Annotated in this window: 21 protein-coding genes, 3 tRNA genes and 1 other RNA gene; 10 read left to right on the top strand and 15 right to left on the bottom strand. The window is 56.1% G+C overall.

The window, feature by feature from the left end:
• Positions 1–3 precede the first annotated feature (3 nt).
• From AC0L6S_RS04465 to ffs, 9 genes are all read right to left on the bottom strand, one after another.
• On the bottom strand, positions 4–849 hold the full coding sequence (locus AC0L6S_RS04465; RefSeq protein ID WP_473427220.1) for an AAA family ATPase: 846 nt from the start codon (positions 847–849) through the stop codon (positions 4–6).
• A gap of 114 nt (positions 850–963) precedes the next feature.
• Entirely contained in the window at positions 964–1338 is a 375-nt protein-coding gene (locus AC0L6S_RS04460; protein WP_473427219.1) for a hypothetical protein, read from the bottom strand.
• Positions 1339–1348: 10 nt separating this feature from the next.
• The gene (locus AC0L6S_RS04455) at positions 1349–1786 is read right to left on the bottom strand and encodes a YcgN family cysteine cluster protein (protein ID WP_473427218.1); all 438 of its coding nucleotides are present in this window, start codon (positions 1784–1786) and stop codon (positions 1349–1351) included.
• Complete coding sequence (locus tag AC0L6S_RS04450; protein WP_473427217.1) at positions 1779–2051, bottom strand: YcgL domain-containing protein; 273 nt, start codon at positions 2049–2051, stop codon at positions 1779–1781. The genes AC0L6S_RS04455 and AC0L6S_RS04450 overlap by 8 nt, the downstream gene beginning before the upstream one ends.
• Positions 2048–3181: a ribonuclease D gene (rnd, locus tag AC0L6S_RS04445; protein WP_473427216.1), complete on the bottom strand. Its 1134-nt coding sequence runs from the start codon at positions 3179–3181 to the stop codon at positions 2048–2050. Before rnd ends, AC0L6S_RS04450 begins: the two co-directional genes overlap by 4 nt.
• A 3-nt stretch (positions 3182–3184) precedes the next feature.
• The gene (recR, locus tag AC0L6S_RS04440) at positions 3185–3784 is read right to left on the bottom strand and encodes a recombination mediator RecR (RefSeq protein ID WP_473427215.1); all 600 of its coding nucleotides are present in this window, start codon (positions 3782–3784) and stop codon (positions 3185–3187) included.
• Between the two features lie 33 nt (positions 3785–3817).
• A complete protein-coding gene (locus AC0L6S_RS04435; RefSeq protein WP_473427214.1) occupies positions 3818–4141 on the bottom strand; it encodes a YbaB/EbfC family nucleoid-associated protein in 324 nt (107 codons plus the stop codon).
• A gap of 19 nt (positions 4142–4160) precedes the next feature.
• Positions 4161–5945: a DNA polymerase III subunit gamma/tau gene (gene dnaX / locus AC0L6S_RS04430; protein ID WP_473427213.1), complete on the bottom strand. Its 1785-nt coding sequence runs from the start codon at positions 5943–5945 to the stop codon at positions 4161–4163.
• A 97-nt stretch (positions 5946–6042) separates the two neighbouring features.
• Positions 6043–6139, bottom strand: an RNA gene (ffs, locus tag AC0L6S_RS04425) — signal recognition particle sRNA small type.
• Positions 6140–6347: 208 nt separating this feature from the next.
• On the opposite strand from ffs, the gene AC0L6S_RS04420 reads away from it, so the two are divergent.
• From AC0L6S_RS04420 to AC0L6S_RS04385, 8 genes are all read left to right on the top strand, one after another.
• Positions 6348–7433, top strand: a complete 1086-nt coding sequence (locus AC0L6S_RS04420) for an efflux RND transporter periplasmic adaptor subunit (RefSeq protein WP_473427212.1) — start codon at positions 6348–6350, stop codon at positions 7431–7433.
• 1 nt (position 7434) lies between these two features.
• On the top strand, positions 7435–10587 hold the full coding sequence (locus AC0L6S_RS04415) for an efflux RND transporter permease subunit (RefSeq protein WP_473427211.1): 3153 nt from the start codon (positions 7435–7437) through the stop codon (positions 10585–10587).
• Positions 10584–11225 (top strand): TetR/AcrR family transcriptional regulator, encoded by a 642-nt coding sequence (locus AC0L6S_RS04410; protein ID WP_473427210.1) that lies wholly within the window; start codon positions 10584–10586, stop codon positions 11223–11225. The genes AC0L6S_RS04415 and AC0L6S_RS04410 overlap by 4 nt, the downstream gene beginning before the upstream one ends.
• A gap of 215 nt (positions 11226–11440) precedes the next feature.
• Positions 11441–13084 (top strand): MFS transporter, encoded by a 1644-nt coding sequence (locus AC0L6S_RS04405; protein WP_473427209.1) that lies wholly within the window; start codon positions 11441–11443, stop codon positions 13082–13084.
• Between the two features lie 136 nt (positions 13085–13220).
• Positions 13221–13643, top strand: coding sequence for a SpoIIAA family protein (locus tag AC0L6S_RS04400; protein ID WP_473427208.1), 423 nt, complete (start codon positions 13221–13223; stop codon positions 13641–13643).
• A gap of 113 nt (positions 13644–13756) precedes the next feature.
• Positions 13757–14257, top strand: coding sequence for an MOSC domain-containing protein (locus AC0L6S_RS04395; RefSeq protein ID WP_473427207.1), 501 nt, complete (start codon positions 13757–13759; stop codon positions 14255–14257).
• 37 nt (positions 14258–14294) lie between these two features.
• On the top strand, positions 14295–14504 hold the full coding sequence (locus AC0L6S_RS04390; protein ID WP_473427206.1) for a hypothetical protein: 210 nt from the start codon (positions 14295–14297) through the stop codon (positions 14502–14504).
• Between the two features lie 104 nt (positions 14505–14608).
• Complete coding sequence (locus tag AC0L6S_RS04385) at positions 14609–15715, top strand: ferritin-like domain-containing protein (RefSeq protein WP_473427205.1); 1107 nt, start codon at positions 14609–14611, stop codon at positions 15713–15715.
• Between the two features lie 107 nt (positions 15716–15822).
• Here AC0L6S_RS04385 and AC0L6S_RS04380 read toward each other — a convergent pair whose 3' ends face one another.
• The 3 genes from AC0L6S_RS04380 to AC0L6S_RS04370 all read right to left on the bottom strand — a co-directional run bounded on the left by AC0L6S_RS04380 (position 15823) and on the right by AC0L6S_RS04370 (position 19065).
• On the bottom strand, positions 15823–17508 hold the full coding sequence (locus AC0L6S_RS04380; RefSeq protein WP_473427204.1) for a radical SAM/SPASM domain-containing protein: 1686 nt from the start codon (positions 17506–17508) through the stop codon (positions 15823–15825).
• Between the two features lie 406 nt (positions 17509–17914).
• Positions 17915–17991 (bottom strand) — tRNA-Arg (locus AC0L6S_RS04375).
• 998 nt (positions 17992–18989) lie between these two features.
• Positions 18990–19065: transfer RNA gene (locus AC0L6S_RS04370), tRNA-His, on the bottom strand.
• Between the two features lie 226 nt (positions 19066–19291).
• Here AC0L6S_RS04370 and AC0L6S_RS04365 point away from each other — a divergent pair.
• Complete coding sequence (locus AC0L6S_RS04365) at positions 19292–20152, top strand: ThuA domain-containing protein (RefSeq protein WP_473427203.1); 861 nt, start codon at positions 19292–19294, stop codon at positions 20150–20152.
• Here AC0L6S_RS04365 and nagA read toward each other — a convergent pair.
• Both nagA and AC0L6S_RS04355 read right to left on the bottom strand, forming a co-directional pair.
• A complete protein-coding gene (nagA, locus tag AC0L6S_RS04360; RefSeq protein WP_473427202.1) occupies positions 20142–21281 on the bottom strand; it encodes an N-acetylglucosamine-6-phosphate deacetylase in 1140 nt (379 codons plus the stop codon). The genes AC0L6S_RS04365 and nagA overlap by 11 nt on opposite strands.
• Positions 21282–21472: 191 nt before the next feature.
• Positions 21473–21549, bottom strand: a tRNA-Pro gene (locus AC0L6S_RS04355).
• A 261-nt stretch (positions 21550–21810) separates the two neighbouring features.
• Here AC0L6S_RS04355 and folD point away from each other — a divergent pair.
• Positions 21811–22656 carry a bifunctional methylenetetrahydrofolate dehydrogenase/methenyltetrahydrofolate cyclohydrolase FolD gene (gene folD, locus AC0L6S_RS04350; RefSeq protein WP_473427201.1) on the top strand — a complete coding sequence of 282 codons (846 nt, stop codon included), beginning with the start codon at positions 21811–21813 and terminating at the stop codon, positions 22654–22656.
• Positions 22657–22806: 150 nt separating this feature from the next.
• On the opposite strand, the gene cysS is transcribed toward folD, so the two are convergent.
• Complete coding sequence (gene cysS, locus AC0L6S_RS04345) at positions 22807–24189, bottom strand: cysteine--tRNA ligase (protein WP_473427200.1); 1383 nt, start codon at positions 24187–24189, stop codon at positions 22807–22809.
• Between the last annotated feature and the right edge of the window lie 10 nt (positions 24190–24199).

Raw genomic sequence — 24199 nt, 5'->3', positions numbered from 1 at the left:
CCGTTAGCGCGTCTCGCGACGATGCATAAACGCCAACCGCTCCAGCAGGTGGACATCCTGCTCGTTTTTCAGCAGAGCTCCGTACAAAGGTGGAATCGCCTTGCTCGGATCACGGTTGGTGAGAATCTCATCGGGTATATCGTCTGCCATCAACAACTTCAACCAGTCAATCAACTCAGAGGTCGACGGCTTCTTCTTGAGGCCTGGAATGGAGCGCACATCGAAAAACACCTCCATTGCCTCCTGCACCAACTTGTTCGCGATATCGGGGTAGTGAACATCGACGATCTCGCGCATGGTATCGCGGTCCGGGAAGTTGATGAAGTGGAAGAAACAGCGGCGCAGAAAGGCGTCGGGCAGTTCTTTCTCGTTGTTGCTGGTAATGATAATAATGGGCCGGTGCTTCGCCTTGATCGTCTGTCCTGTCTCGTAGACAAAGAACTCCATTCGATCCAGTTCTACCAGCAAATCGTTAGGGAACTCGATGTCTGCCTTGTCGACCTCGTCGATCAGCAGTACAACCTGCTCGTCGGCGTCAAACGCCTCCCACAATTTACCGCGCTTGATGTAGTTACCGATATCGTGAACCTTCTCGTCACCGAGTTGGGAGTCGCGCAGACGCGACACGGCATCGTATTCGTACAGCCCCTGTTGCGCCTTGGTGGTGGACTTGATATGCCACTGAATTAGCCGTTTACCCAGCCCCTTCGCCACTTCCTCGGCCAGCATGGTCTTGCCCGTACCAGGCTCACCTTTGATCAACAGCGGCCGCTCCAGCGCTACTGCGGCATTGACCGCCATGCGTAAATCATCGGTGGCGACGTATCGCTCGGTACCTTCAAATTTCATATTGGGTTTCACTCAGTTGTATTCTCAAAGCCGAACAGGGTACAGATTGGCGGCGGCCATATCAATACTGGGGGCGTTCTTGCAGGGGGTGCGCCACTGCGCTCGCCCAGCCCATCAACCCTGCGCAGGGTGCTTGTCAGGGCGTGCTCTACCGTTACGGCGCCAGCGGAAAACCGTCATATTCAGTAGTAGTGTAATCACCACCGCCAGACCCGACATGAAGATCAGCGGGCGCAACGCGTGCCTGGAGGACTCAATGTCCTGAGTCATAATCTGGAACAAAGCCACAATGAGTGCCGGTGCCATAGTACTCACGCCCGCCTTCGGGTAGGCCGGTGTCAGCAACAGCGCAGCCCCCAGCAGAACGACCAGCGTCACCCAGCCCGCTCGCCAGTGGCGACTCAACCACCAGGCCAGATAAAGCAACATAATTGTGGCCGCAGCGACATACACATAAATGGCTGTGAGGTAGGACGTTTCGTCTAACACAACATCTCTCCTATTCTACCCAATGCACAATATGTTCTTCGAATCCGTCTGGGTGAACGTACTCATCCGAAATGGCGCGACCGCGAATCGATACGCCGTCAAGGTGAACAGTTTCCCGGCTGCCGCTGACCAGCGGGTGCCACTGCGGCAGCGGCTGACCGTGAGATCGCAGACGATAGGCGCAGGTAGACGGCAGCCAATCAATGTTACTCCAATCCGCGGTGCGCAGATCAATACAATTGGGCATTAACATCGAACGCCTTGTGTAGTCGGAACAACTGCAGGTTTGCTCATTCAGGTATCGACAGCGGACCTTGGTGTAGTACACCTCGCCGTTATCCTCATCTTCCAGTTTGTGCAGGCAACACTTGGCGCACCCGTCACACAGCGCCTCCCATTCCCTGGCATCGAGTTCAGCCAGTGACTTTTCATGCCACCAATCAGCCACGGCCGCTGTCCCGCGCCTGTAATTCGGCCATCGTCGGCGGCATCTGCAGGTAGAAACCCTGCTTTTCAATACTGGCAATCACCTCCATCACATCGGCCCTGGCCAGTTTGCGTTCCGGCGAGAGCGGCAGCACCATCACCGGGACCAGCTCACCGAAGCGCTGCAACAAATCACCCGGCACATCTTCAACACCGCGTGATTTTTCCACATAGAGATACATTTCCTGCTGTCGTGAACTCTTGAAAATCTCACACAACACTTTCATTTCACCTGCCCCGCTAGTACTAGTCGCAATGGCGATATTACAGCCTCCGCGCGCCAACCCTGCCAGTGCACGGGCGGCTCAAACGTTTCGCCACTGGCCTCTCGCAGCAGCATCTCATAATCCTTGGCAGTTACCAGCATCTGCGGTGAAACGGACATTTTGTCGGCGATAGTCTGCACCTGAGATTTCATGCGCTTGATCTGATCGCGCTGAGACCCATTGAGCGGCGGCGGCAACCGGGCTGGCAATTCAATATCTGGAACCTCCCGTTGTACCGCCAGCAGCTCCAGCAAAGCTTTACCGTAACGGCGCACCGCCTGTTGCGGTATTTCCGTGATGTTTTCAAGCTCGGCCAGCGATATGGGGTCTTCCTGCGCGAGTCGCAAACAACACGGATCATCGATAATCCAACCACGCGGCTTATCGCGGCTTCTCGCTGTTTCCTCGCGCCAACGGCAAACGGCAGCCAGAATACCCAACTGGCGCCTGTCGAGTTTCCACGCGGATTTAATACGTTTCTGGTAATCGTAACCTTCAGTTCCTAGTATTGCTGTCGCATCCCGCCCTTCGGCCAGCACCCACTCCAGTTTACCCTCCTGCTCACAGCGGGTATGTAGCTCCCGCCATACCGGCAGCAACCACGTCACATCCAGCGCCGCATACTCACATTGCGATTCTGTAAGGGGGCGCTGCAACCAGTCGGAGCGTGTCTCCCCCTTGGGCAGATCGACATCACATATCTCCTGCACCAGAGCGCGATACCCCATGCCGAAGCCGATATTGAGCAATCCCGCTGCTCGCTGTGTATCAAACAGCGGTTGGGGTAGCACACCCAGCCAGCGCTGGAACACCTCGAGATCTTCACTGGCAGAGTGCAGGACCTTGAGTACAGCGGGATCGGTAAACAAAGCGGCCAGCGGTGCCGGGTCACTGATCTGCAGCGGATCTATGAGCCAGGCCATTTCACACAGGGCATCGTCGGATTCGAAACACAGCTGTACCAGCGCGACTTCCGGATAGAAAGTATTGCGACGCATAAATTCGGTATCGACAATTACCACTTCAGCGGCAGATGCCTGAGACAACATGCGCTGCATCGCGTCATCGGATTCTATAAGTTGCCACTGCATCGTTCAGTCCACCGGCCGCCGCCCGGACAGGGCGTGTGCGAGCGTGGAACCGTCGACATACTCCAGTTCACCGCCAAGCGGAATGCCGTGTGCTATGCGCGATACCCGTACGCCGACAGGAGACAGCATCTCTGTCAGATAATAGGCCGTAGCCTCACCCTCTACGGTCGGATTCGTTGCCAGGATCACCTCTTCAATACCCTCATCTATCACTCTTTGCTGGAAGGCCTCAAGCCCTATCTCCGCAGGGCCGATGCCGTCTATCGGTGATAAATGTCCCATCAGCACAAAATACAGGCCACGAAAGCCCGCACTCTGCTCGATAGCGAGGACGTCGGCAGGCGTCTCTACCACACAGACAACGGTTTTATCGCGCCGGGCATCGCCACAGATTTCGCACACCTCCAACTCGGTGAAGTTGCGACACACACTACAATGACCTACTTTTTCAACTGCATCGCGCAGCGCCGCGGCCAGCTGCAATGCCGCATCCCGATCGCGCTCTAGCAGGTGCAGCGTCATGCGCTGGGCGGATTTCGGGCCGACACTCGGCAGGCAGCGCAGCGCATCAATCAGGTTCTCAAGAGAGGGGCTAAACTTCATATGCGCAGTCAATATCTCGTAGAAGCACTAGCATCAAAACGGCATTTTGAAGCCGGCGGGAAGATTCAATCCCGATGCCATGCCTGCCATAGCTTCGCGGTTATGTGCCTCGACCTTGCGTACAGCGTCATTCACCGCTGCAGCCAATAAATCTTCCAGCACGCTCTTCTCCTCAGAAAAAACCGCGTCATCAATCGACACCCGCCTGACATCATGCCGCCCGGTCATCACCACAGACACCAGACCAGCACCTGACTCACCGACTACCTCGGCCTTGGCCGCCTCTTCCTGCGCTTTCTGAAATTCGGCCTGCATGCTCTGCGCCTGTTGCATCAGGTCTGAAATACTACCTTTCATAACGTGTCCTCACTCCTACTCATACATCCGTGGGTCGAATGGATGAATGATCCAGTTCTCCATCAAAACGGGCGATCAGTGCCTGCAGCTGCGGATCTGTTTCAATCGCGACAACCGCCTGCGCCTGCCTTTCTTCGGCCAATCGATTTATTCGCATCGCCGGCGTTTCCCCGCGGGGCTCACCCAGCTCTACAGTGACCGTCAGCTCGAAGCCGAAATAATTTTGCAGCGCAAGCCGTAACTTGTCACTGTGCGTATCGTTGAATAGTGCCGCATGACCGCTGTCCAGCACAAATGCCAGATCAGTCCCTTCGCGCGCTCGCAGCTCGCAATGAGAAGCGATGTTGAACATCAAGCCGCGCAGCCCGAGCAAGTCGAGGAGCTGCCACCAGTTCTCCCGTGCGAGATCCTCGAGCGACAGATCAGTTGCCGCGTCCTCTGCTACTTCCTCTCCTGCACGCTCCTCCGAGGCAGTTTCAATCGGCGATGTGGCGCGCTGTGCAGCGCTCGCCGACGCCGTGTCTATTCCTTGATGGGCGACGGGCACCGTCTCTGTCTTTGCAGCGGGCGCGGGAGTGCTGACTACCTCAACGCGCTCAGCGACACGGGCAAGGGGTGCCTCAGGGGACTTTTTTACGGGAGCGCTGTCCTCCCCGCCAGCGACGGGAGCCAACTCCACACTCTGTAAATCTTCAGGGCGCACACTTTCATCGATAACGGCGGCCGGGCGAAAGGCGAGCATGCGCAACAAAATCATTTCAAAGCCGCGGCGTGGGTCCGGCGACAGTGCGATATCGCGCTTGCCGTTGAGAGCGACCTGATAGAACAACTGCGCGTCTTCTGCGCAAAGGGATCGGGCAATCTTCGCGACCCGCTCGGCATCTCCCCAGCTATTGTCGATCGCATCCGGCACCACCTGAGCGGTGGCCACGCGGTGAATCAGCGAGAGCAACTCATCCAGACTGCCTTCAAAGTCCGGTGCGAACTCTGACATCTTTTGCACGATAGCCAGTACTTTGGCTGGATCGCTCTCACTCACTGCTTCCAGTAGTTCGAAGACATGACCGAGATCGACAGTACCGAGCATACTGCGCACTTCAGCGTCAGTGACTTTCCCAGAACCGAACGCAATGGCCTGATCGGTCAGGCTGAGCGCATCTCGCATACTGCCGGACGCGGCCCTGCCCAACTGCCATAACGCGGGTTCCTCAAAACTGACCATTTCCTTTTCCAATACCATGGCAAGGTGCCCAACGATCTGTTCCGGTGGCATATTCTTGAGATTGAACTGCAGACAGCGGGACAGCACGGTGGCCGGCAGCTTCTGTGGATCAGTGGTCGCCAGCAAAAACTTGACGTGTGGTGGCGGCTCCTCAAGTGTTTTCAGCAGCGCGTTAAAACTGTGCGAGGACAACATATGGACTTCGTCGATCAGATAGATCTTGTAACGCGAGCGGGTCGGCGAGTACTGCACGTTGTCCAATAGCTCGCGCGTGTCTTCCACCTTGGTACGGGATGCGGCATCGACTTCCAGCAAGTCGACACTGCGGCCTTCAGCAATTTCCAGACAGGAAGAGCAGGTACCACAGGGTTCGGAACTGACACCGCCTTCACAATTGAGACACTTCGCCAGGATACGCGCAATAGTGGTTTTTCCAACGCCCCGGGTGCCAGTAAAAAGATAGGCATGGTGCAGCCGATCGCGATCCAGTGCATTGACCAGAGCCTGGAGCACATGCTCCTGACCAACCATCTCCCGGAAGGAGCTGGGTCGCCACTTACGCGCTAGAACCTGATATGACATCCCTGAATTGCCTTAACTTGCCCGATACGAAAAACAGAATACACCAGCACGAGAGTCACAGAAATAGCGGGCGGCCAGAACTTGAAATTGGAGGCGACCCAGACAGCCGCACCCCGGCACACGAGTCGGTAACTACCGTTGCTCCCTTCCGGGCCTGGCGGGGTTCACTACCTATCATTGCGAGGGGACCGCCTGGATCACCATAGCGTCTGCGTTGCGCTTCGACATCACTTCGCAGAGGCCGCGTATTCTCCATCAATAGACGTGTGGCTGCAAGTAATGGCGAAGAATACTGCTTGACTTAAATGTAACACCCTATAACATTGATGTTAACCACTCTTACATTGTAGCGATCAAATGAGCAACACCTCTCCAGCTCCGGCAAAGTCTCGCAAGGCAAACATGATCGGATTATGTGTAGCCGTGTCTATTGTTGCCATACTCACCGGCCTTCTGCACTTTCGCTTTGCGCTGTCTGCTGATGATCAGACACGGCCACCGGTTCCCGTATCGACAACGGTGTTCACAGTGCAACCAGAGTATGAACGGACGGTGTCCTATCTGGGGCTCGTGGTGGCTGGGAGAAAAACAGATCTTGGCTTTGAAATTGCCGGCAAGATCAATACACCACCGCCGCGCCCGGGTACACCCGTGCAACGCGGGGATACGCTTGTGCAACTCGACGATACGGCACTGCAAGCAAGGCGCAGGGCGACAGCGGCCGATCTGCAGCAGGTGCAGGTAGAACTCGAGTTGGCCCAGTTGAGAGCACGACGCCAGGCCGACCTGATAAAGACAGGGGCGGTTTCCAAGGACGCCTATGATGAGACCAGATTGCGTGCGCAGGCTCTGCAATCGCGTGTGGACGCAGACTCCGCCCGGTTGGCCACGCTTGATATCGAACTGGAAAAATCACGACTGATCGCGCCATATGACGGCATAGTGGCCGACCGCTACGTACAGGAGGGCGCCATCGTCAACCCGGGCGTCCCGGTGCTTAAACTCCTTGAGACAGCTGTGCAGGAAGCACATATCGGCGTCAGTGCTGAGCGTCTGGCCGAACTCACGAGCGGCCGGACCTATACGGTTCGATTGCGCGACAAGACCTTTCAGGCGAAGCTGCTTTCGGTGCGCCCCGATGTTGACCCGGTAACGCGCACGGCAACAGCCGTGTTTGCAATACCGCCGGAAATTCAGGTTCTCGATGGCGAGGCAGTGACTCTCGAGTTACTGGAGACAGTCGCTGAAGCCGGTGGCTGGCTGCCGATCGCTGCGCTACTGGAGGGCAATCGAGGCATGTGGACAGTGCTCAGACTTGAACCCGAGGGGGAGAAAATGCGCTCTGTCAGTGAGGTGGTCGAGGTGCTGGAAGTCAACGGGGATCGCGCCTATGTGCGCGGCACCCTGGCAACTGATACCAGGGTCGTCGCGAACGGCACGCACCGTGTTAGGGCCGGCGCACTCATCGACCCACAGGAGTTGAACTGAGGTGCTAGCCCGTTATATCTACAAGCACGCGCGCTATTTCACACTGATTGTCCTCTGCGTAATAGCGGTGGGAATCACCAGCTTTAACTCTATCGCACGACAGGAAGACCCCTCGCTAACGAACTTTGTCGGCACCGTGACCACGTTCTACCCGGGCGCCACCCCGGATCGGGTGGAGGCGTTGGTTACTCGCCCCCTGGAGGACGAGTTACGAGAAATATCGGAGATCGACGAGATACAGTCGACATCCAGCGGCAACGTCTCCTTCCTAAACATTATGCTGATAGACACGCTCCCGCCCGAGGCGCTGGAGCGCGCCTGGGCCGAGGTGCGTGATGCGCTTGCTGATGCTGCCCTGCGCTTTCCGCAGGGTGTTGGTGAGCCAGTGTTTGACAACGATAGACTGACCTCCTTCACCACCATCGTGGCGCTGTCCTCATCGACTGACGACGACATGCCACTGTCCCTGCTAAACCGCCTGGCGCAGGACTTTGCCGATCGGGCAAGAAACCTCCCGGACACAAAACTGGTAGAAGTGTTTGGCGAACCAGTGGAAGAGATCCGCGTCGAGATCAACGAGTCCGCCCTGCTCTCTCGCGGCCTCAGCTTGCAGCAGGTGGCATCTGCATTACAGGCCGCTGATGCAAAGATTGCCTCCGGTCGCGCCTCCAGTGCAGGTACAGATATGCTGATAGAACTGGCGGGAGATTTCGACTCTATGGAGCGTATTCGCCAGGTCATTGTGAACACCTCCAGCAATGGCAGCGCCACGCGCATTACTGATATCGCAAGAGTCTACAAGTCTGCAGTGAGCCCGCCTCCGGCCATGGCGATGGCACAGGGACGTCAGGCCATTCTCGTGGGCGCCGTGATGGAACCGGGCAATCAGGTGGACATCTGGAGTGACGCCTTCAACGAGTTCGTCGCGCAATACCGCGCGACCGCACCGGCTGGGCTTAAGCTGGAAATTACCTACGACCAGAACGGCTATGCGATGACCAGGCTGTTCGACGTCACCACCAATCTGGCGATTGGCATCATGCTGGTGGTTCTCGTCCTACTGTTCACGCTGGGCTGGCGCGCAGCGGTAGTGGTGGCCTGCATCCTGCCGCTGTGTGGTCTGATCTCTATTACAGTGATGGAGCGCATGGGTATGGCGCTGCACCAGATGTCGATCAGCGGGCTTATTGTCGCGCTGGGTCTGCTGGTGGATGGATCCATTGTGATGACAGATGAGGTGCGCAAGCGCCTGCTAAAGGGGCAGAGTCCAATAGATGCAATCAGTGGCTCAGTGAGTCGCCTGCGTATCCCACTCATTTCCTCGGCGCTGACGACTGTACTCGCGTTCATGCCGATGGCCATTCTGCCCGGCCCTGCAGGCGATTTCGTCGGTGCCATCGCCACGTCTGTGATTATTATGCTCGCCACCTCCACTGTATTAGCGCTATCCATTACTCCGGTACTGGCGAGTTGGCTGTTACCGCGCACACCCGCCAGGGAATCTCACTGGTGGATTGGCGGGGCCAGCAGCGGCAAAGCAGGCGACGCGCTGGTGCGCTCGCTCGACTGGAGCCTCCTGCACCCGGGTGCCGCAATCGCACTGGCGCTATCGCTACCGATAGCTGGCTTCCTGGCATTCCCCACACTGACAGCACAATTTTTTCCCGGCACTGACAGGGATCAGCTGTATATTCAGGTTAAGGCGGCCGATGGGCGATCTATTTACGATACTGCGGCAACGGCCCGGGGCATTGATGACAAGTTACGCAGTCACCCACTGATTCGTCGGGTCGACTGGACCATCGGCGAAAGCGCTCCCGCCTTTTACTACAATATGTACCGTTTTAAAGAAGGTATCCCCTCCTGGGCAGAGGCGCTGGTACTAACGCACGATGAAAACCTCACCGACGATCTGATTCGGCAGCTACAAATTGAACTCGACAGGGAATTTCCCAATGTACAGATTATCGTCAGGGGGATCGATCAGGGTCCGCCAGTCATAGCCCCGCTGGAAATCGAGATTACCGGCCCCAACCTCGCCGTATTGCGCGATCTGGGCGACAAGTTCAGGGCGCGCATGGACGCCATTGCGTATGTCACCCACACCACCAACGGGCTTGCCGGGGGCGCGCCAAAACTGCTGTACGAGCTACAGGAAGAAAAACTGCGCCTGGCCAACCTGCAACTCTCAGACGTTGCTCAAGCGCTCAACTCCAGCCTGCTGGGCGAGGTTGGCGGCGAGGTGCTCGAAGGAACTGAGCGTTTACCGGTGCGGGTGCGCCTGAACGAGCAAAACTGGAGTGCTTCGGAGCAGATCGCCGACATTCTCGTTCCTCTGCCACCGCAGATAGGCAGCACACAGGCACTGATTGCCGGCATTCCGTTGAACGCCCTTGGCAAACCGGCACTGGTGCCTAGCCAAAGTGCGATCTCCCGCAAGGATGGCCAGAGAACCAACACCGTTCAGGGCTACCTGATTCGCGGCGTACTGCCGGAAGAAGCGCTCAAATTACTGCAACATGATCTGGAGCGCAATCCGGTTGTGCTGCCGGACGGTTACGCATTTGCATTTGGCGGCGATACTGACGAGCGCGCCAAGGTTGTGGACAAAATAATGGCACCGATGGGGCTGGTGTTGGCCGCGCTACTGGTCACCATCATGATGACGTTCAACTCCTGGCGATTATCAGCTGTTGCGGTGCTGGTCTGCGTGTGTTCTCTGGGACTATCGTTGCTGGCACTGGCCATTTTTCAATATCCCTTTGGCATACAGGCGATGATAGGAGTGATTGGCTCAATCGGGGTATCGATCAACGCCGCGATTATCATTATCACCGCGCTGCAGGGCGATAATGGTGCCGTGCAGGGTGAACTGCCTGCGATACGCAACGTAGTGATGGACTCAAGCCGGCACATCGTCTCCACAACGGTGACAACATTTGGAGGTTTTCTACCACTGATTCTCGAAGGCAGCCAATTCTGGCCACCGTTTGCAATGGCTATCGCCGGTGGTGTATTGCTGTCCACGGTAATCTCATTCTACCTCGTCCCTCCGCTGTTTCTGGTGGCAACCCGAATCGGTAGAAGGCGCACCGACACGAGCACTACGAACAACAATAAGACCAATCCCGGTATCAAGGAAGTGGCGGCATGACAGGCCAAAAACACAAATCAAACACACAGACGAAGCGCTACCACCACGGCAACCTGCGCGATGCGCTCATCATTGCGGCAGCGGAACTGATTGAGAAAAATGCCTCTGTCGATTTTGCGATGATAGATGCCTCTCGCCGGGCGGGCGTCAGCAGCGCCGCGCCCTACCGCCATTTCAAGGACAAAGATGCGCTGCTCGAAGCCGTTAGTCAATTGGCCTTCCTGGGCTTGACCGAGAACACCCAGGAAGTTGGCAAACTCCACCCGACAGGCTCCGAAGTCGGTATGACGGCTTTGGGCAAAGCCTACATCAACTTTGTCATCGAGCATCGAGCATTTTACGACCTGATGTGGGGCGATATGGGACTGCGCGCGTTTGAGGCTGCTGATAAAGAGTTGAAGACCTCAGGCCTAAATGTATTGGTAAACGCCGTACATCAGTGGTGTGACAACAATCGCTTAAGCGAATACGACGCACCGGAACTCGCAGTAAAGTTGTGGGCAATGGCGCACGGCCTGGCCTGCCTGGCGATGAATCACCAATTGGAAGACGTCCTGCCCGATGTGGATGTTTGCAGTTTACTGGAAAGCAGTACACATACTTTCCTTGAAGGACTTAAGCGTCCGGCAGACGGTTAGCGATCTACAGGCCAACCTGCATGCCCCTGCTCTGGCATTCGCAACACCAACTATTTATCTAGATTAGCTGGGCAATTTCTGTGCGCTCAATAGCGTCAATGATATAAAATGTTTACGATTCACGTGTTGCACGGCGAAACATAGAAGCACACCAATGATAATTGACACATTAGCGCATCGGATTAACATCGACGCCCGGGTAGCGGGCGTCGGCTATGAGTGAAGGGTCGGCGCTGGCTCCACTACGCGAGCCCACGTTCTTCTGGATCTGGTCGGCCAGCATCCTTTCAAATTTTGGTCAGTTGATTCTGGGCGTAGGCGTAGCGTGGGAAATGACCCGGCTCACTTCCGTCCCAGGTATGGTCGCACTGGTACAGACGGCAATGATGTTGCCACTGATGCTGGTCGCTCTCCCGGCCGGTGCGTTTGCCGATACGTTTGATCGCAAGAGAGTCGCCATTCTTGGGTTGTGCATCGCCGCATTCTTCGGCACCATCCTGTCGGTTCTGGCATTTTTAGAGCTGACCACGCCGTGGATATTACTGATTTTCTGTTCACTAATTGGCACCGGCGTAGCACTTTATAACCCAGCCTGGCAATCGTCTATCGGTGAACAGGTAGCACCTAAAGACCTGCCGGCCGCCATCGCGCTCAATACGATCAGCTACAATGTCGCACGCAGTTTTGGACCTGCCATCGGTGGACTCATTGTTGTGGCGGCTGGCGCGCAGGTGGCGTTTTCAGTGAATGCACTGGCCTATCTACCGCTTATTCTGGCTTTTATCCTGTGGAAACGCGTCCAGATTCCCTCTCGTCTACCGCCTGAGCGAATTTCACGCGCCATGGTCTCGGGGCTGCGCTATGCATTTCACTCACACCCGATTCGTACGGCACTGCTACGCTCGTTTCTGTTCACGTTCGCCGGCGCCACTGCCACCGCCATGGCGCCACTCATTGCCAAGGATTTACTCGGCGGCACCGCAAGCACCTTCGGCATTTTGCTCGGCGCGGGCGGTTTTGGTGCGGTTTCAGGCGCTCTGCTTATCAAAACATGCCGCACACACTTTGGTACTGAGCAGGCATGCTTCATGCTCGCATTAATCAGCGGTACATCACTTATCGGCGTGGGCCTCAGCCGCTCTCTGCCGTTGACCTGCCTCGGGATGTATCTGGCCGGGGGAGCCACCATGCTCACCATTTCACTCCTGAATATTTCGGTTCAGCTATCAGCGCCGCGCTGGGTCACGGCCCGCGCACTATCCATATTCACCTCCCTGCTGACCGGTGGGGTTGCAATCGGATCCTGGTTCTGGGGAGAAGTCGCCAACGTCTGGTCAATAGATGTCGCCATTATCGCCTCTGGTGTAACAATGCTCGGGTTACCGCTGTTCGCACTTATTTTACGCTTGCCGGAAGTAACTATTTCCGGCGTCGAGGCGGTGAATGTGCAGCATGAACCAGAGGTTGGACTCGCCATTACCATGCGCTCCGGGCCGGTAGTGATAGAAATCGAATATCACGTAGAACCCGAAGACCCGCGTGCGTTTTATACCGCGATGCAAGACGTGCGAAAAGTACGGTTGCGCAACGGCGGGTTCAACTGGTCTATCTCGCGTGACATTGGTGACCCCTCGCTGTGGATAGAGCAGTTTCATTTTCCCACTTGGGGTGACTACCTGCGCATGAGGGACCGTTATACCCAGGCTGACAGAGAAGCTCAAGCGGCTGCCAATCAGCTTACCATCGAGGGAGAAATCGCCGGTATTCGCCGTCGGCTGGAACGGCCCTTCGGCTCAGTGCGCTGGAAATCGACCACACCTGATACACAACAAGAATCCGTGGCCTATCTTGGACCATAAACGGCCGTAGCGGGCACACCTCACACTTTGCCCCCTTATTCGTGAACATTTTCACAATTGTGGAACTTTTCTGAGTCACCGTCTGTCGATATTGCACATACTGTTAAACAGCAGACAATTCCCAACTGGAGGGACCATGTGCACTGCAATAAGAAACGCTGGCCCGGACGGACTTGAGTTCAACGTCCAGGGTAAACTCAGGAGTGAGGACTACAGCGAGTTCAAGGAGTTAGCTGAAGAACGTATCAACCGATTCGGGCAGGTTAACCTGCTGGTCGTGATCACCGAGTTTTCAGGATGGACGCCGGCAGCCCTGTGCGAAAATATCAAGTTTGATGTCGAGCATTATCAAGGCATAGGGCGTCTGGCTATTGTCGGTACAGTCCCGCTGAATCACTGGATGGGGACACTGTCCAAATCGTTCACTTCGGCCGAGGTGCAGTACTACCCTATTAAAGACATAGAGGAGGCCAGAGTCTGGATAAGAGATTTACCCCTGGAACAGCTCGCGCACCGCGCTGGAATCCATTCCTCCAGGCGATACGACCACTCACTGTAAAGCGCGCTTTGCCTATCTTGACAGCCTATTGCAGGCTTAACAACAAGAAATTCTTCTGCCTCTGACCCAATTCACACGCGCTAAGCAGCTACCTCAGGTGCTATAGTAGTGCAATGTCGAAGACAACAAACCCGCTGGACCGATATGCCAAAGACCTGCCGCTGGGCACGCTGGAGTGGATCGGCCTACGCACTGCACGACGCGCGCCAGTAACGACCGTACAACACGCCATGGCGATTTCCGAACATGGTCTGGAAGGTGACCACAGATCAACCAAAACATCGGGGTCCGGACGGCAGGTCACATTAATATCCCGTGAATTTATTGCACAGACAGCGCACTTTCTGGGCCGAGACGCTATCGAGCCCAGCCTGCTGCGCCGCAACCTGGTAGTGTCTGGAATCAATCTCCATGCACTGCGACATCAACAGTTCACCATCGGCGAGGCGCTGTTTGAGGCCGGCGCTCTGTGCCATCCGTGTTCTCGCATGGAGGCAGCGCTGGGCAAAGGCGGTACGGCGGCGATGTTCGGTCACGGCGGTCTGTGCTGCCGCATCCTCAGAAGTGGACAAATTACTGTCGGGGACACACTGCGGGTACAGCTGCCCGAGTGATACCCATTACACTACCCGCAAAGCACAGGAGTCGCAGATGGACCGAATCGAAAAGCTCAAAAATGACATCTACAGTTTTGAAGAACTGGATACCCTTGAAAAAAATGCGACCAAACTGCGCGACAGCGAAACCCTGACATTGATCGAGTTGAGTCGCGCGTCAAAAATCGCCAAAGGAGAGAAGCCCGCGCAAAACGGTGTTGAAACCCGTCGGGCACGTCGCGACAGGAACAGGCTGTCGCGATAACTGAAACGCTAAACAGCCTGGCGAGTTCAAGCAATTTCACTTACTTCCTTTCACTCCAAAAGCCGATATAGTGTCCTGCCGCAGTTATAAAAAGAGCCCTGCCCATGAAACTTCAGATTGTCGATCAACAACCTCAGGATCTGGCACACTACCCAGAGCCTGAGGCACTGCACGAAGAGCAAATCCAACACATCGTCGAGATATTCAATACGCCATTGACCGGCGCGTACAACTGGGATTACACCATCCAGGACGACCGCATAAAGAAACTTTACAACCTGGGTAAACAGCTGAACTGGGATGCACAAATTGATGTGGACTGGTCTCAGACGCCCAATGTGGATGAAGTCGCGCCGCGCACCGAGCAAGAAAAGGCTGCGGACCTCGCGCAATTTCGGCAAGGCTTTCCGTTTGCCGATTACGGCCCCTACCTCACAATGGACGACGACACGGCACTGGAACTACACCGCCACCTGAATAGCTGGTTCGTCTGCCAGTTCCTGCACGGTGAACAGGGTGCGCTACTCGTCGCTTCCCAACTCGCCTCCTGCGCGCCCACCTACAACGCCAAGCTGTATGCCGCATCCCAAACATTTGACGAAGCGAGACATGTCGAGGTTTTCAACAAATTCATCCAGACCAAGGTGGGGCTGATGTACCCGGTTAACGACAGCCTCAAGGCGTTGCTGGACAAAATACTTACCGACCCGCGTTGGGACCTCAAGTTTATCGGCATGCAAATCATCATCGAGGGCCTCGCGCTGGCCGCATTTAACGTAGCAAAAATGACCACAAAAGACCCAGTGTTCGCACAACTGTTGCACCTTGTGACACGCGACGAGGCGCGTCATGTCACCTTCGGCGTGAACTATCTGGAAGAGCATGTGAAAACGCTCTCCCAGGAGGAGAAGGAGGAGCGTGCTCAGTTTTCGCTGGAGGCATGCATCGTGATGCGCGAACGCATGATTCCCACTGACGTCCACGCACGCTTTGGCTGGGACATCTCCGAGACCCGCGACATTTCCCTCGGCGGCAAAGCGCGGCAGGAGTTCCGCAATCTGGTGTTTTCACGAATAGTACCCAACCTGAAACGCATCGGCTTACTGACGGATGCAATACGGCCAAAATTTGAGGAACTGGGTCTACTGGAATTTGAACACCTGCCCGATGACGGCACCATCGACTGGGTGGAGATGTCCAAACCCCTGTAATAGGTGAAACCGGGAGCCCGCTTGTTGAAACAGGACCCTTGACCCGGCCTTGCGGTATTCGGCCATACATGCGCTAAACGGCCTAGGCCTGCACTGCCTTACAGAGGTTATTGCCGGGCGACGGCTTGCGCGGCGATTGCCCCATTATTTTGCTGGATTTCCAGTTCCACATCGCTGCGCCAGGTCAGTTGATGGGTGCGCTGGGTATCAATCGAGACACCCTCACGGCCAACTTCTGGCTGAAAGAACGCAAGCACCAGTGCAGCTTCTCTGGCAAAGGCCTGCTGCTCCGGGGCAGCTGCATTATTCAGGATGGTCATGATGGAAGCCAGAACCTGACCTTTGGAGTGCTTGAGCAAACACTCGTCAAATACCTTGTTGCCGTTCAATCCGAGGGCGGAGATGACCCTGCCAAACTGCTGCAGTATGTCAGTGGCTTCGTCGTGCGACATATCGCTGCAAAGCACTGTGTTCTGCGTGGAAATCGTCTCCACCGCCGCGCTCTTGGTCGAAATGTTATCGAGCAAGTACCGCTCATAGTGCGCCACAAAACCTGCAGCATCGGCGCGGCCAATGTCGTCGCCTAGCAGCGCGAAGGCCTGTGCCATTTCGGGTTCAGAGTCACCGAACACCGCGCCGAACTGCCGCGCGACCCTGGCATCGTAAGTGTCGTAAAGATGGTGCACAAACTTGGGAAAATAACAGCGCATGCAGGTGGAGTCGACGTGCTCCAGTCCCTCAGTAGGCTCGCCGATCATCGCTTTGCGTGACTTGGTATAAACCTCACTATTCCAGATATCGCCAAAGCTGACTTCACCGGCCACGACGGTGCCCATATCCTCCCTATCCTTGGTGGTCGCGCAGCAGGGAGCAACCGGACCGCCGGCAGTGACCACAGAAAACCCGTAATGCCAGCCGCAAGTGCGAGGGAGGACTGACTCAAATTGCTTGGGTATCGGGCTCCAGAAATACTGAGATTCGTGCTCAAAAAAATAATCGCTGCGCCCGGCCTCTGCCCAAACTCTTGTCAACTCATCCATATGCTGCTGTGAATAGTAGGGCTGTTCGTCTTTGCGGTGACTCGGCAACCAGCTTGGATCCTGAATCAGCGCATCGCGGGTGCTGAAGCAGATACCGATATCACTGGCGAACCTGCGTGCGCTCTCAATTTCATGCTCGTTGTGACTGAACACCAGATAGTTATAAATGATCTCAGTATCGAGCCCGAGCCGATCCCGGGCGCGAGCAAGTCGCTCCAGGTTTTCATGGACAAGTTCCACCCTGCCGCCGACGCGATGAATCTCATACGCCTCTTGTGAAAAGCCGTCCACGGAGGCAGCAAGCGTACCCAGCCCGGCACTCAAAAGTTCGTCGATACGCTGATCTGACAGGGGCAAAGAGAGGTTGGAGTGCAACTCAGTGGCGATATCCTTGTCGTTTGCGTTGCGAATAAACTTATGCAGGTTCGGGTTGAGCAGCGGCTCGCCGTAGTTGTAGAACATCACCATAAACAGGTTGTCACCGAGCTCATCCAAAAGACTGTCACACAGTTCAACGGACAGAGTCTTTCGATCCTCGCGATAGATGGTGGGCGGCCCCGCCTTGCTGAAACGGCTCTCGTTTTCAATACCGGTAGGGCAGGTAGGACAACGCAGCTGGCATTTATCCGCCGGATCGAGACAAAGATAGTAAGGCAGCGTACTGACGTGGACCTTTTCGCTGAACATCTCGTACTTTGCACGCAGGAAGTTCTCGAATGCCGATCGATTTGTTTTCTTGAAGCTCGACCCCATACGGGTGCCCCCTACTCCATGGTGTGGATGTTCTCCAGATGTCGGTCACTTAGCGCAACAACGCGTGCCGACTTCAAGATTATAGATCCCGCCTACTAGCGCAACCCATTTTTCACCATTTTGCTTTATTTTCAAACGTTTAGCGGCTAACAGGCTGTCATTATTGAGCTGTGCTTAACACTTTTCATCTTTTCCTGTGCACCTTCCGACGTCTAGCAGGCGCCATTCCCATGCGCTTCCACAAGAGAATGGAGATGATTGAGAGAACAGCTTTCGGTTGTATCAACGTGGAGAACTATAGGCCATGGGTGCTGACCCACTGCGGGTGGGACGGTATTATCAATCGGGTACGGATGAATGCTCATCCCCCGTTAACTGCGTAGAGCCGGAATGGACCGATGTTAGATGGCGGGAGTAGTAGGATTCGAACCTACGACCGTCGGCTTAGAAGGCCGGTGCTCTATCCAGCTGAGCTATACCCCCGAAGATCAGTTGTCACTAAGTTTGCGACGTCTCACTCTGGCTGATGCCAGAGGGCGGCCATGATAGCCCAAGCGGAATTGAAACTACAACTACAGTGGGAAGATGACATACGATTCTCACTGGGCAATAGGGGGCGGCCGGCTTTCGCACCACCCGACCCCGCTAACGCCACGCAGTATTCCTGACAGGCCAACGTGGATGATAACAGCGCGAATCAGCGACAGCACTATCAGAATACCGCTGAAGTGGTCACGCCGGTGATCAATCTGGAAAATACGCGCAAGAGAGGCTCTTCTATCAGATGCTGTGTCCGTCGCGTTTTGGTGCTAGCGGTCCGCCACCATTGCTGCAACCAACTGCGTGTTCGCCTATTTAAGCAAGCTCTCTGTTAACGACGCATAAGCCTCCACGTCAGCAGATACCACGAATGTTACGCTGTTGATGGAGCTGGTGCCCGAAAGGCCACCGACGACGATATTGAAGCCCCCTGCCGCACATTCAGCTGTAGAGGTTGTCTCCTCAACGGTGCCAAACTCATACATGGTGTAGACCGGCTAACCCAGAAAGACCGCACCGATATTTTTGTTGAATGTGTCGTCCTCTCCGCCTGGAAGCCCCCTCCCTGGCACAGCCGCCAATAAACACTGCACTCGCCCATGCCGGGTATATCACTTTCATGGTGTCTCCCAATAGAAACGATCTGTCACTGTACAACGGAAACAATCCTGGCAGGTTGAGAAAGGGATTGCCGATCGGTGTAATCACGCAACCGCGGAAATCAACGAGGATGTTAACGAGAGCGAAAAAACTGAGCACCCCCATAATGGGGTGGCGGGCGCGATGCCAATCACAGTATTACTATATACCCCGGCAAGTCTTTGCGGGCTTGTAGCGATCGATAGCGTCGGTGATACTTCGCTGTCTATGTACAGTACGGACCTGGGAGTGGACACAACGCAAGGTCTTAGGATTGATAGCACGACTATCGGGGACATGGATGGGGTGGCCGACGGGTCTTGAACCCGCTACCTCCGGAGTCACAATCCGGTGCTCTACCTGTTGAGCTACGGCCACCATTGCATCGTGCTTGAAAGCGATTTGATCCGTTGGATCAAATACCTAGCGCCTTTGCGAACGCCTCTTTCGATGCGGCGCGCATGGTAGCTTTTGCTGTCTATGGGTGTCAAGTTTAGTGCTTGTCGGGCAATACCAACAGCATCTCACCAGTACAGCTTGAAGCATACACAAAAGCCTGCCTATTATGCGCTGAAACTCGCGCAACGCTTGTAAGGCGAATGCAATGTATAGATCAAATCGCAGTGTAATCTTGGCTGTCTGCCTGTCAGGACTCGCCATCCTGCTCACCGCTTGTGGACAGAGAGAGATTTCGATACAGACCCATGCCGCCGCTTCAAACGATGGACGCACAACCAAAGTCGTGTTCCTGGCAGGACCGGACAGCCATATGCCTGGAGCCCATGAGCACAAGGCGGGGTCAGAGCTGTTGTCGGCGGCCCTGCGCGAGCGGCAGGCCTCTATCGAAACGGTCACGGTCTACGGCGGCTGGCCGACTGATGAATCCATTTTCGACGACGCAGACGCGCTGGTAATGTACTGCGACGGCGGTGACTCCCACTTGATCATCGACCACCTGCAGACATTCAATCGCCTGCTGGATGAAGGCGTGGGTGTTGTCGCGCTGCACTATTGCGTGGAAGTACCCAAGGGCAGCCCCGCGGCGGACTCAATGCTCGCGGCCATTGGGGGTTATTTCGAAACCTGGTGGTCGGTAAACCCACACTGGATAGCACAGTTCACCACATTGCCGCCGCACGCGATCACCCGCAATATCGAACCGTTCAGCCTGGAAGACGAGTGGTATTTCAACATGCGTTTTGTAGAGGACGGCGTATACCCTTTGCTCAGTGCAATAGCACCGGAGTCAACGATGGATCGCTGGAATGGCGCCCACAGTGGCAATGATACCGTGCGCCAGTTAGTCGCAGATGAAGTTCCCCAGGTCGTGGCCTGGGCGCATGAACGCAGTGGCGGCGGTCGCGGTTTTGGTTATACCGGCGGGCATTTTCATGCCAATTGGGAGAACGACAACGCGCGGGAACTGGTGCTGAATGCCATTGAGTGGGTGGCAGCTAAACCCTGATCCCGTCGATCCAGCTGGTTTGGATGTGACGCTCTGCGTCAAACGCCAGCAGGCACGCTCGATAACCCGGTTTGATCGCGCCCAGCTCTCCCGCAAGCCCAAGCGCGCTGGCTGGATACTCCGTCGCCATGCGCACCGCCTCCCACCAGTCCAGTGCGGCAAACCGTGCTGCGTTGTTCACCGCAGACAACATATCCAGATTGGAGCCGGCCAGTGTACCCTCAGCATTGGTGAGGCGACCGTGGCTGGCAGTGATGAGTTCACCGTCCAGCTCAAAGGACTCGCGCTGGGAGCCGACCGTCGGCATCGCATCGGTCACCAGAATTGCGCCACCGGTATTCTTTGCTGACACAGCAATACGAAAGGCCGCCGGGTGGATATGATGGCCATCGGCGATAATACCGAACCAGCTGTTCTCATCTTCCAGCGCAGCACCCACCATACCCGGCTCGCGGCTTTGCAGCGGGGTCATTGCATTAAACAGGTGGGTACAACCTGTGGCACCGGCATCCAGCGCCTCGCGTGTCTGCGCATAGGTGGCAGCACTGTGCCCGCAACTGACGATTACGCCAGCATTTACCAGCTGGCGAATCATTGCAGGCGTTGTCAGCTCAGGCGCCAGGGTGACCAGTGTTCTACCCACCCCCAGCGAGGTGATGATGTCAAACCCGGTCTGATCGATTATGCAAAACTTGTTCGCGTCATGCACTCCGCGACGCTGCGGGTTCAGGAACGGCCCCTCCAGATGAATACCCAGCACGCCCGGCACACCCTCAGAAATCGCCTGTTCGACAGCACTGACGGCCTCGCGCATCACACGGTAGTCAGAGGTGATCAGTGTCGGTAAAAAGCCGGTAGTACCGGTTGCGCGGTGTGCTGCGCCTATAGTGCGAAGACTGTCGACAGTAGGATGTGCAGTGAACAGCTCCCCCCCGCCACCGTTGACCTGCAGATCGATAAAACCGGGGGTTAGAATACCGCCTTGAAGATCGTAAATATCCACCACATTATCAGGGAGCTGGGCGGCATCGACCAGCGAGTGAACCCGCCCGCCCTCGACAAGTACGGCCTTATCGGTGAGCAGGCTCACACCGTCAAAAACCTTGCCGTTAACAATTGCCTGTAGCATCGATGTGGGCCCTGCCCCCTCTGCGCGCTTCAATTTCAGTGGTATCTCGGCACTGTGTGCCGGGGAATACTAGCATGAGGCCGCCAAGGACTTACACAGCACCCAGTGCCCGGAATCGCGGACAGCCGCTGGCGACGCATACCTTACAGGCGTGTGTTGTCTTGTAGAAAAGTAGAATGAAGGTTTGTAAGTGGTCGGGGTAGAGAGATTCGAACTCCCGACATCCTGCTCCCAAAGCAGGCGCGCTACCAGACTGCGCTATACCCCGATGTACTTACAAATGCTGATTTCACACGATGTGAAGTCATTCAGGCGTTGCCGCCCGGCCCTGTTTTTCAGGAGGGCGCATCATACTCAGCCCTCCGGCGAGCGTCAACGCTAAAAAGCAGCAACGATTCACTGCAAATGTACGCCGGCACTTTCACTGACACAAGTTCTCATGGGACAATAGGTCCGCTAAAGCAGGGCAATCGGCTCGCCGCCACGCCCACTGGCCCAAAATTCTACCGAAATCTGAGGATCATACCGCATGTCTGCACTCGTCCTGGACGGCAAATCCCTCGCTGCACAATCAGAAGCTGAATTACTGGCGCGGGTAGAGCAGTTAAAAGCCCGCTCCAGCGGCAGAACACCGATACTGGCGACCATTCTGGTGGGCGATGACCCCGCCTCCGCCACCTACGTCAAAATGAAAGGTAACGCCTGTCGCAGAGTCGGCATGGAATCACTGGCAGTTGAAATGCCCTCCTCCACCACTACCGAGGAACTGCTGGCCCGTATTGACGAGTTGAACAATGACCCCAATGTCCACGGCATCCTGTTGCAGCACCCGGTGCCGGGACAAATCGACGAGCGCGCCTGTTTCGACGCCATAGCCCTGTCCAAGGATGTAGACGGCGTCACATGCCTGGGCTTCGGCCGCATGGCGATGGGCGAGGACGCCTACGGTTGCGCCACCCCCCAGGGCATCATGCGCATACTGGAGCACTACGGCATTGAGATCGAGGGCAAACACGCCGTTGTCGTCGGCCGCAGCCCGATTCTCGGCAAACCCATGGCAATGATGCTGCTACAGAAAAATGCCACTGTCACCATCTGCCATTCGCGTACCAAAGACCTTCCGAGCATTATCGCGCAGGCCGATATTCTGGTCGGCGCCGTTGGCAAGCCGGAATTCATCAAGGCGGACTGGGTAAAAGATGGTGCAGTCGTAGTTGACGCTGGCTACCACCCGGGCGGCGTCGGCGATATCGAGTTGGCACCACTGGTCGAACGAGCCTCTGCCTATACGCCGGTTCCGGGCGGTGTTGGGCCTATGACGATCAATACCCTGATCATGCAGAGTGTTGTATCGGGTGAAAAAAGCCTGGGGTAGCTTCGATCCCGCTGTAGCGAGTTGCCCTACCTGCTGGCTACGGGAAGTGGCATTACCTGCCGGCTGTGAGAGTTGATCATACTGGACGGTTGCGGGGAGTAGCCATACTCACCGGCTACGGGACATCGTCATATTTGTACAAAGCGATAGTCAATCCGACTTACGCTTCCACTGCGTACCGTCGCGAGAATCCTCCAGCACCACACCCTGCGCCAGCAACTCCTCGCGTACCTCATCCGCCCGTGCATAATTCTTCGCCAGCTTCGCCGCGTGCCGCTCCTCGATCAGCGCCTCGATATCCGCCGCTGAAATCGCGTCGGACGCCGCCGTTCCCTGCAGCCACTCCACAGCATCCTGCTCGAGAATACCCAGCAGGTTCCCCGCTGCCAGGATACGGCCCTTTAGCGCGGGCTTATCTTCCGGCGCCGCCTTGTGCAGTTGCTTGGCCAGCGCGTGAATCTCCGCAATCGCGACAGGTGTGTTCAGATCATCGTTCAACGCGTGGTAGAACGGCTCGTCGAGCAGGCTGACGTCCATATCCACATCGACATCCTGCACGTCCCGCAACGTGCTATAGAGGCTGTCGAGCGTGGCCTGCGCCTGGTCCAGTAGCTCCGCGGAGAAGTTCAGCGGTGAGCGATACTGCGCGGACAGCAGCGCGAAGCGCAACACCTCACCGCGATAGCTTTGCAGCAAATCGCGCACGGTGCGGAAATTGCCCAGTGATTTGGACATTTTCTCGCCGTCTATATCTAGGTAGGCATTGTGCATCCAGTAGCGCACGTAATCGCCACCATGCGCACATTTGCTCTGGGCAATCTCATTTTCGTGATGCGGGAAAATCAGATCGCGACCACCGCCGTGTATATCGATGGTCTCTCCGAGGTGTTCGCGGATCATCGCCGAACACTCGAGGTGCCACCCAGGCCGCCCGCGCCCCCAGGGGCTATCCCAACCGGGATCATCATCACTGGCGGGCTTCCACAGCACGAAATCGCCCGGGTGCCGTTTGTAATCAGCCACTTCCACCCGCGCGCCAGCTAGCATATCGTCCAGTGAACGTTTGGACAGCTTGCCGTAATCCTCCATTGATTCAACCGCAAACAACACATGTCCCTGGGCCTCGTAGGCATGGCCTTTTTCCAACAGTGTGGCGGTCAGGGCGATCATCGCATCGATATTCTGTGTGGCCAGCGGCTCCAGTGTTGGCGGCAGCGCATTGAGTTGTGCCATATCTTCCCGGTACTTGGTCGTGTACTCCTCAGTGACAGCCCCGATGCTGCGGCCACCCTCCCGCGCCGCTGCGATGATCTTGTCATCAATATCGGTGATATTGCGCGCGTAGGTCACCGTGTCATAGTGCGTCTGCAGCAGGCGAAATAGCGTATCGAACACCACCACCGGGCGCGCATTGCCAATATGGGCGAGGTTGTACACGGTTGGCCCACAGACATACATGGTGACCGTGTCGGGGATCAGCGGTTCAAAGGTTTCCTTGCGGCCGCTCAGCGTGTTGTAAAGCGTGAGGCTCATTGTTCCTTCC

The organism is Halioglobus sp. D3-4 (genome assembly GCF_055809315.1).
This window is presented reverse-complemented; position numbering and strand designations above follow the sequence as displayed.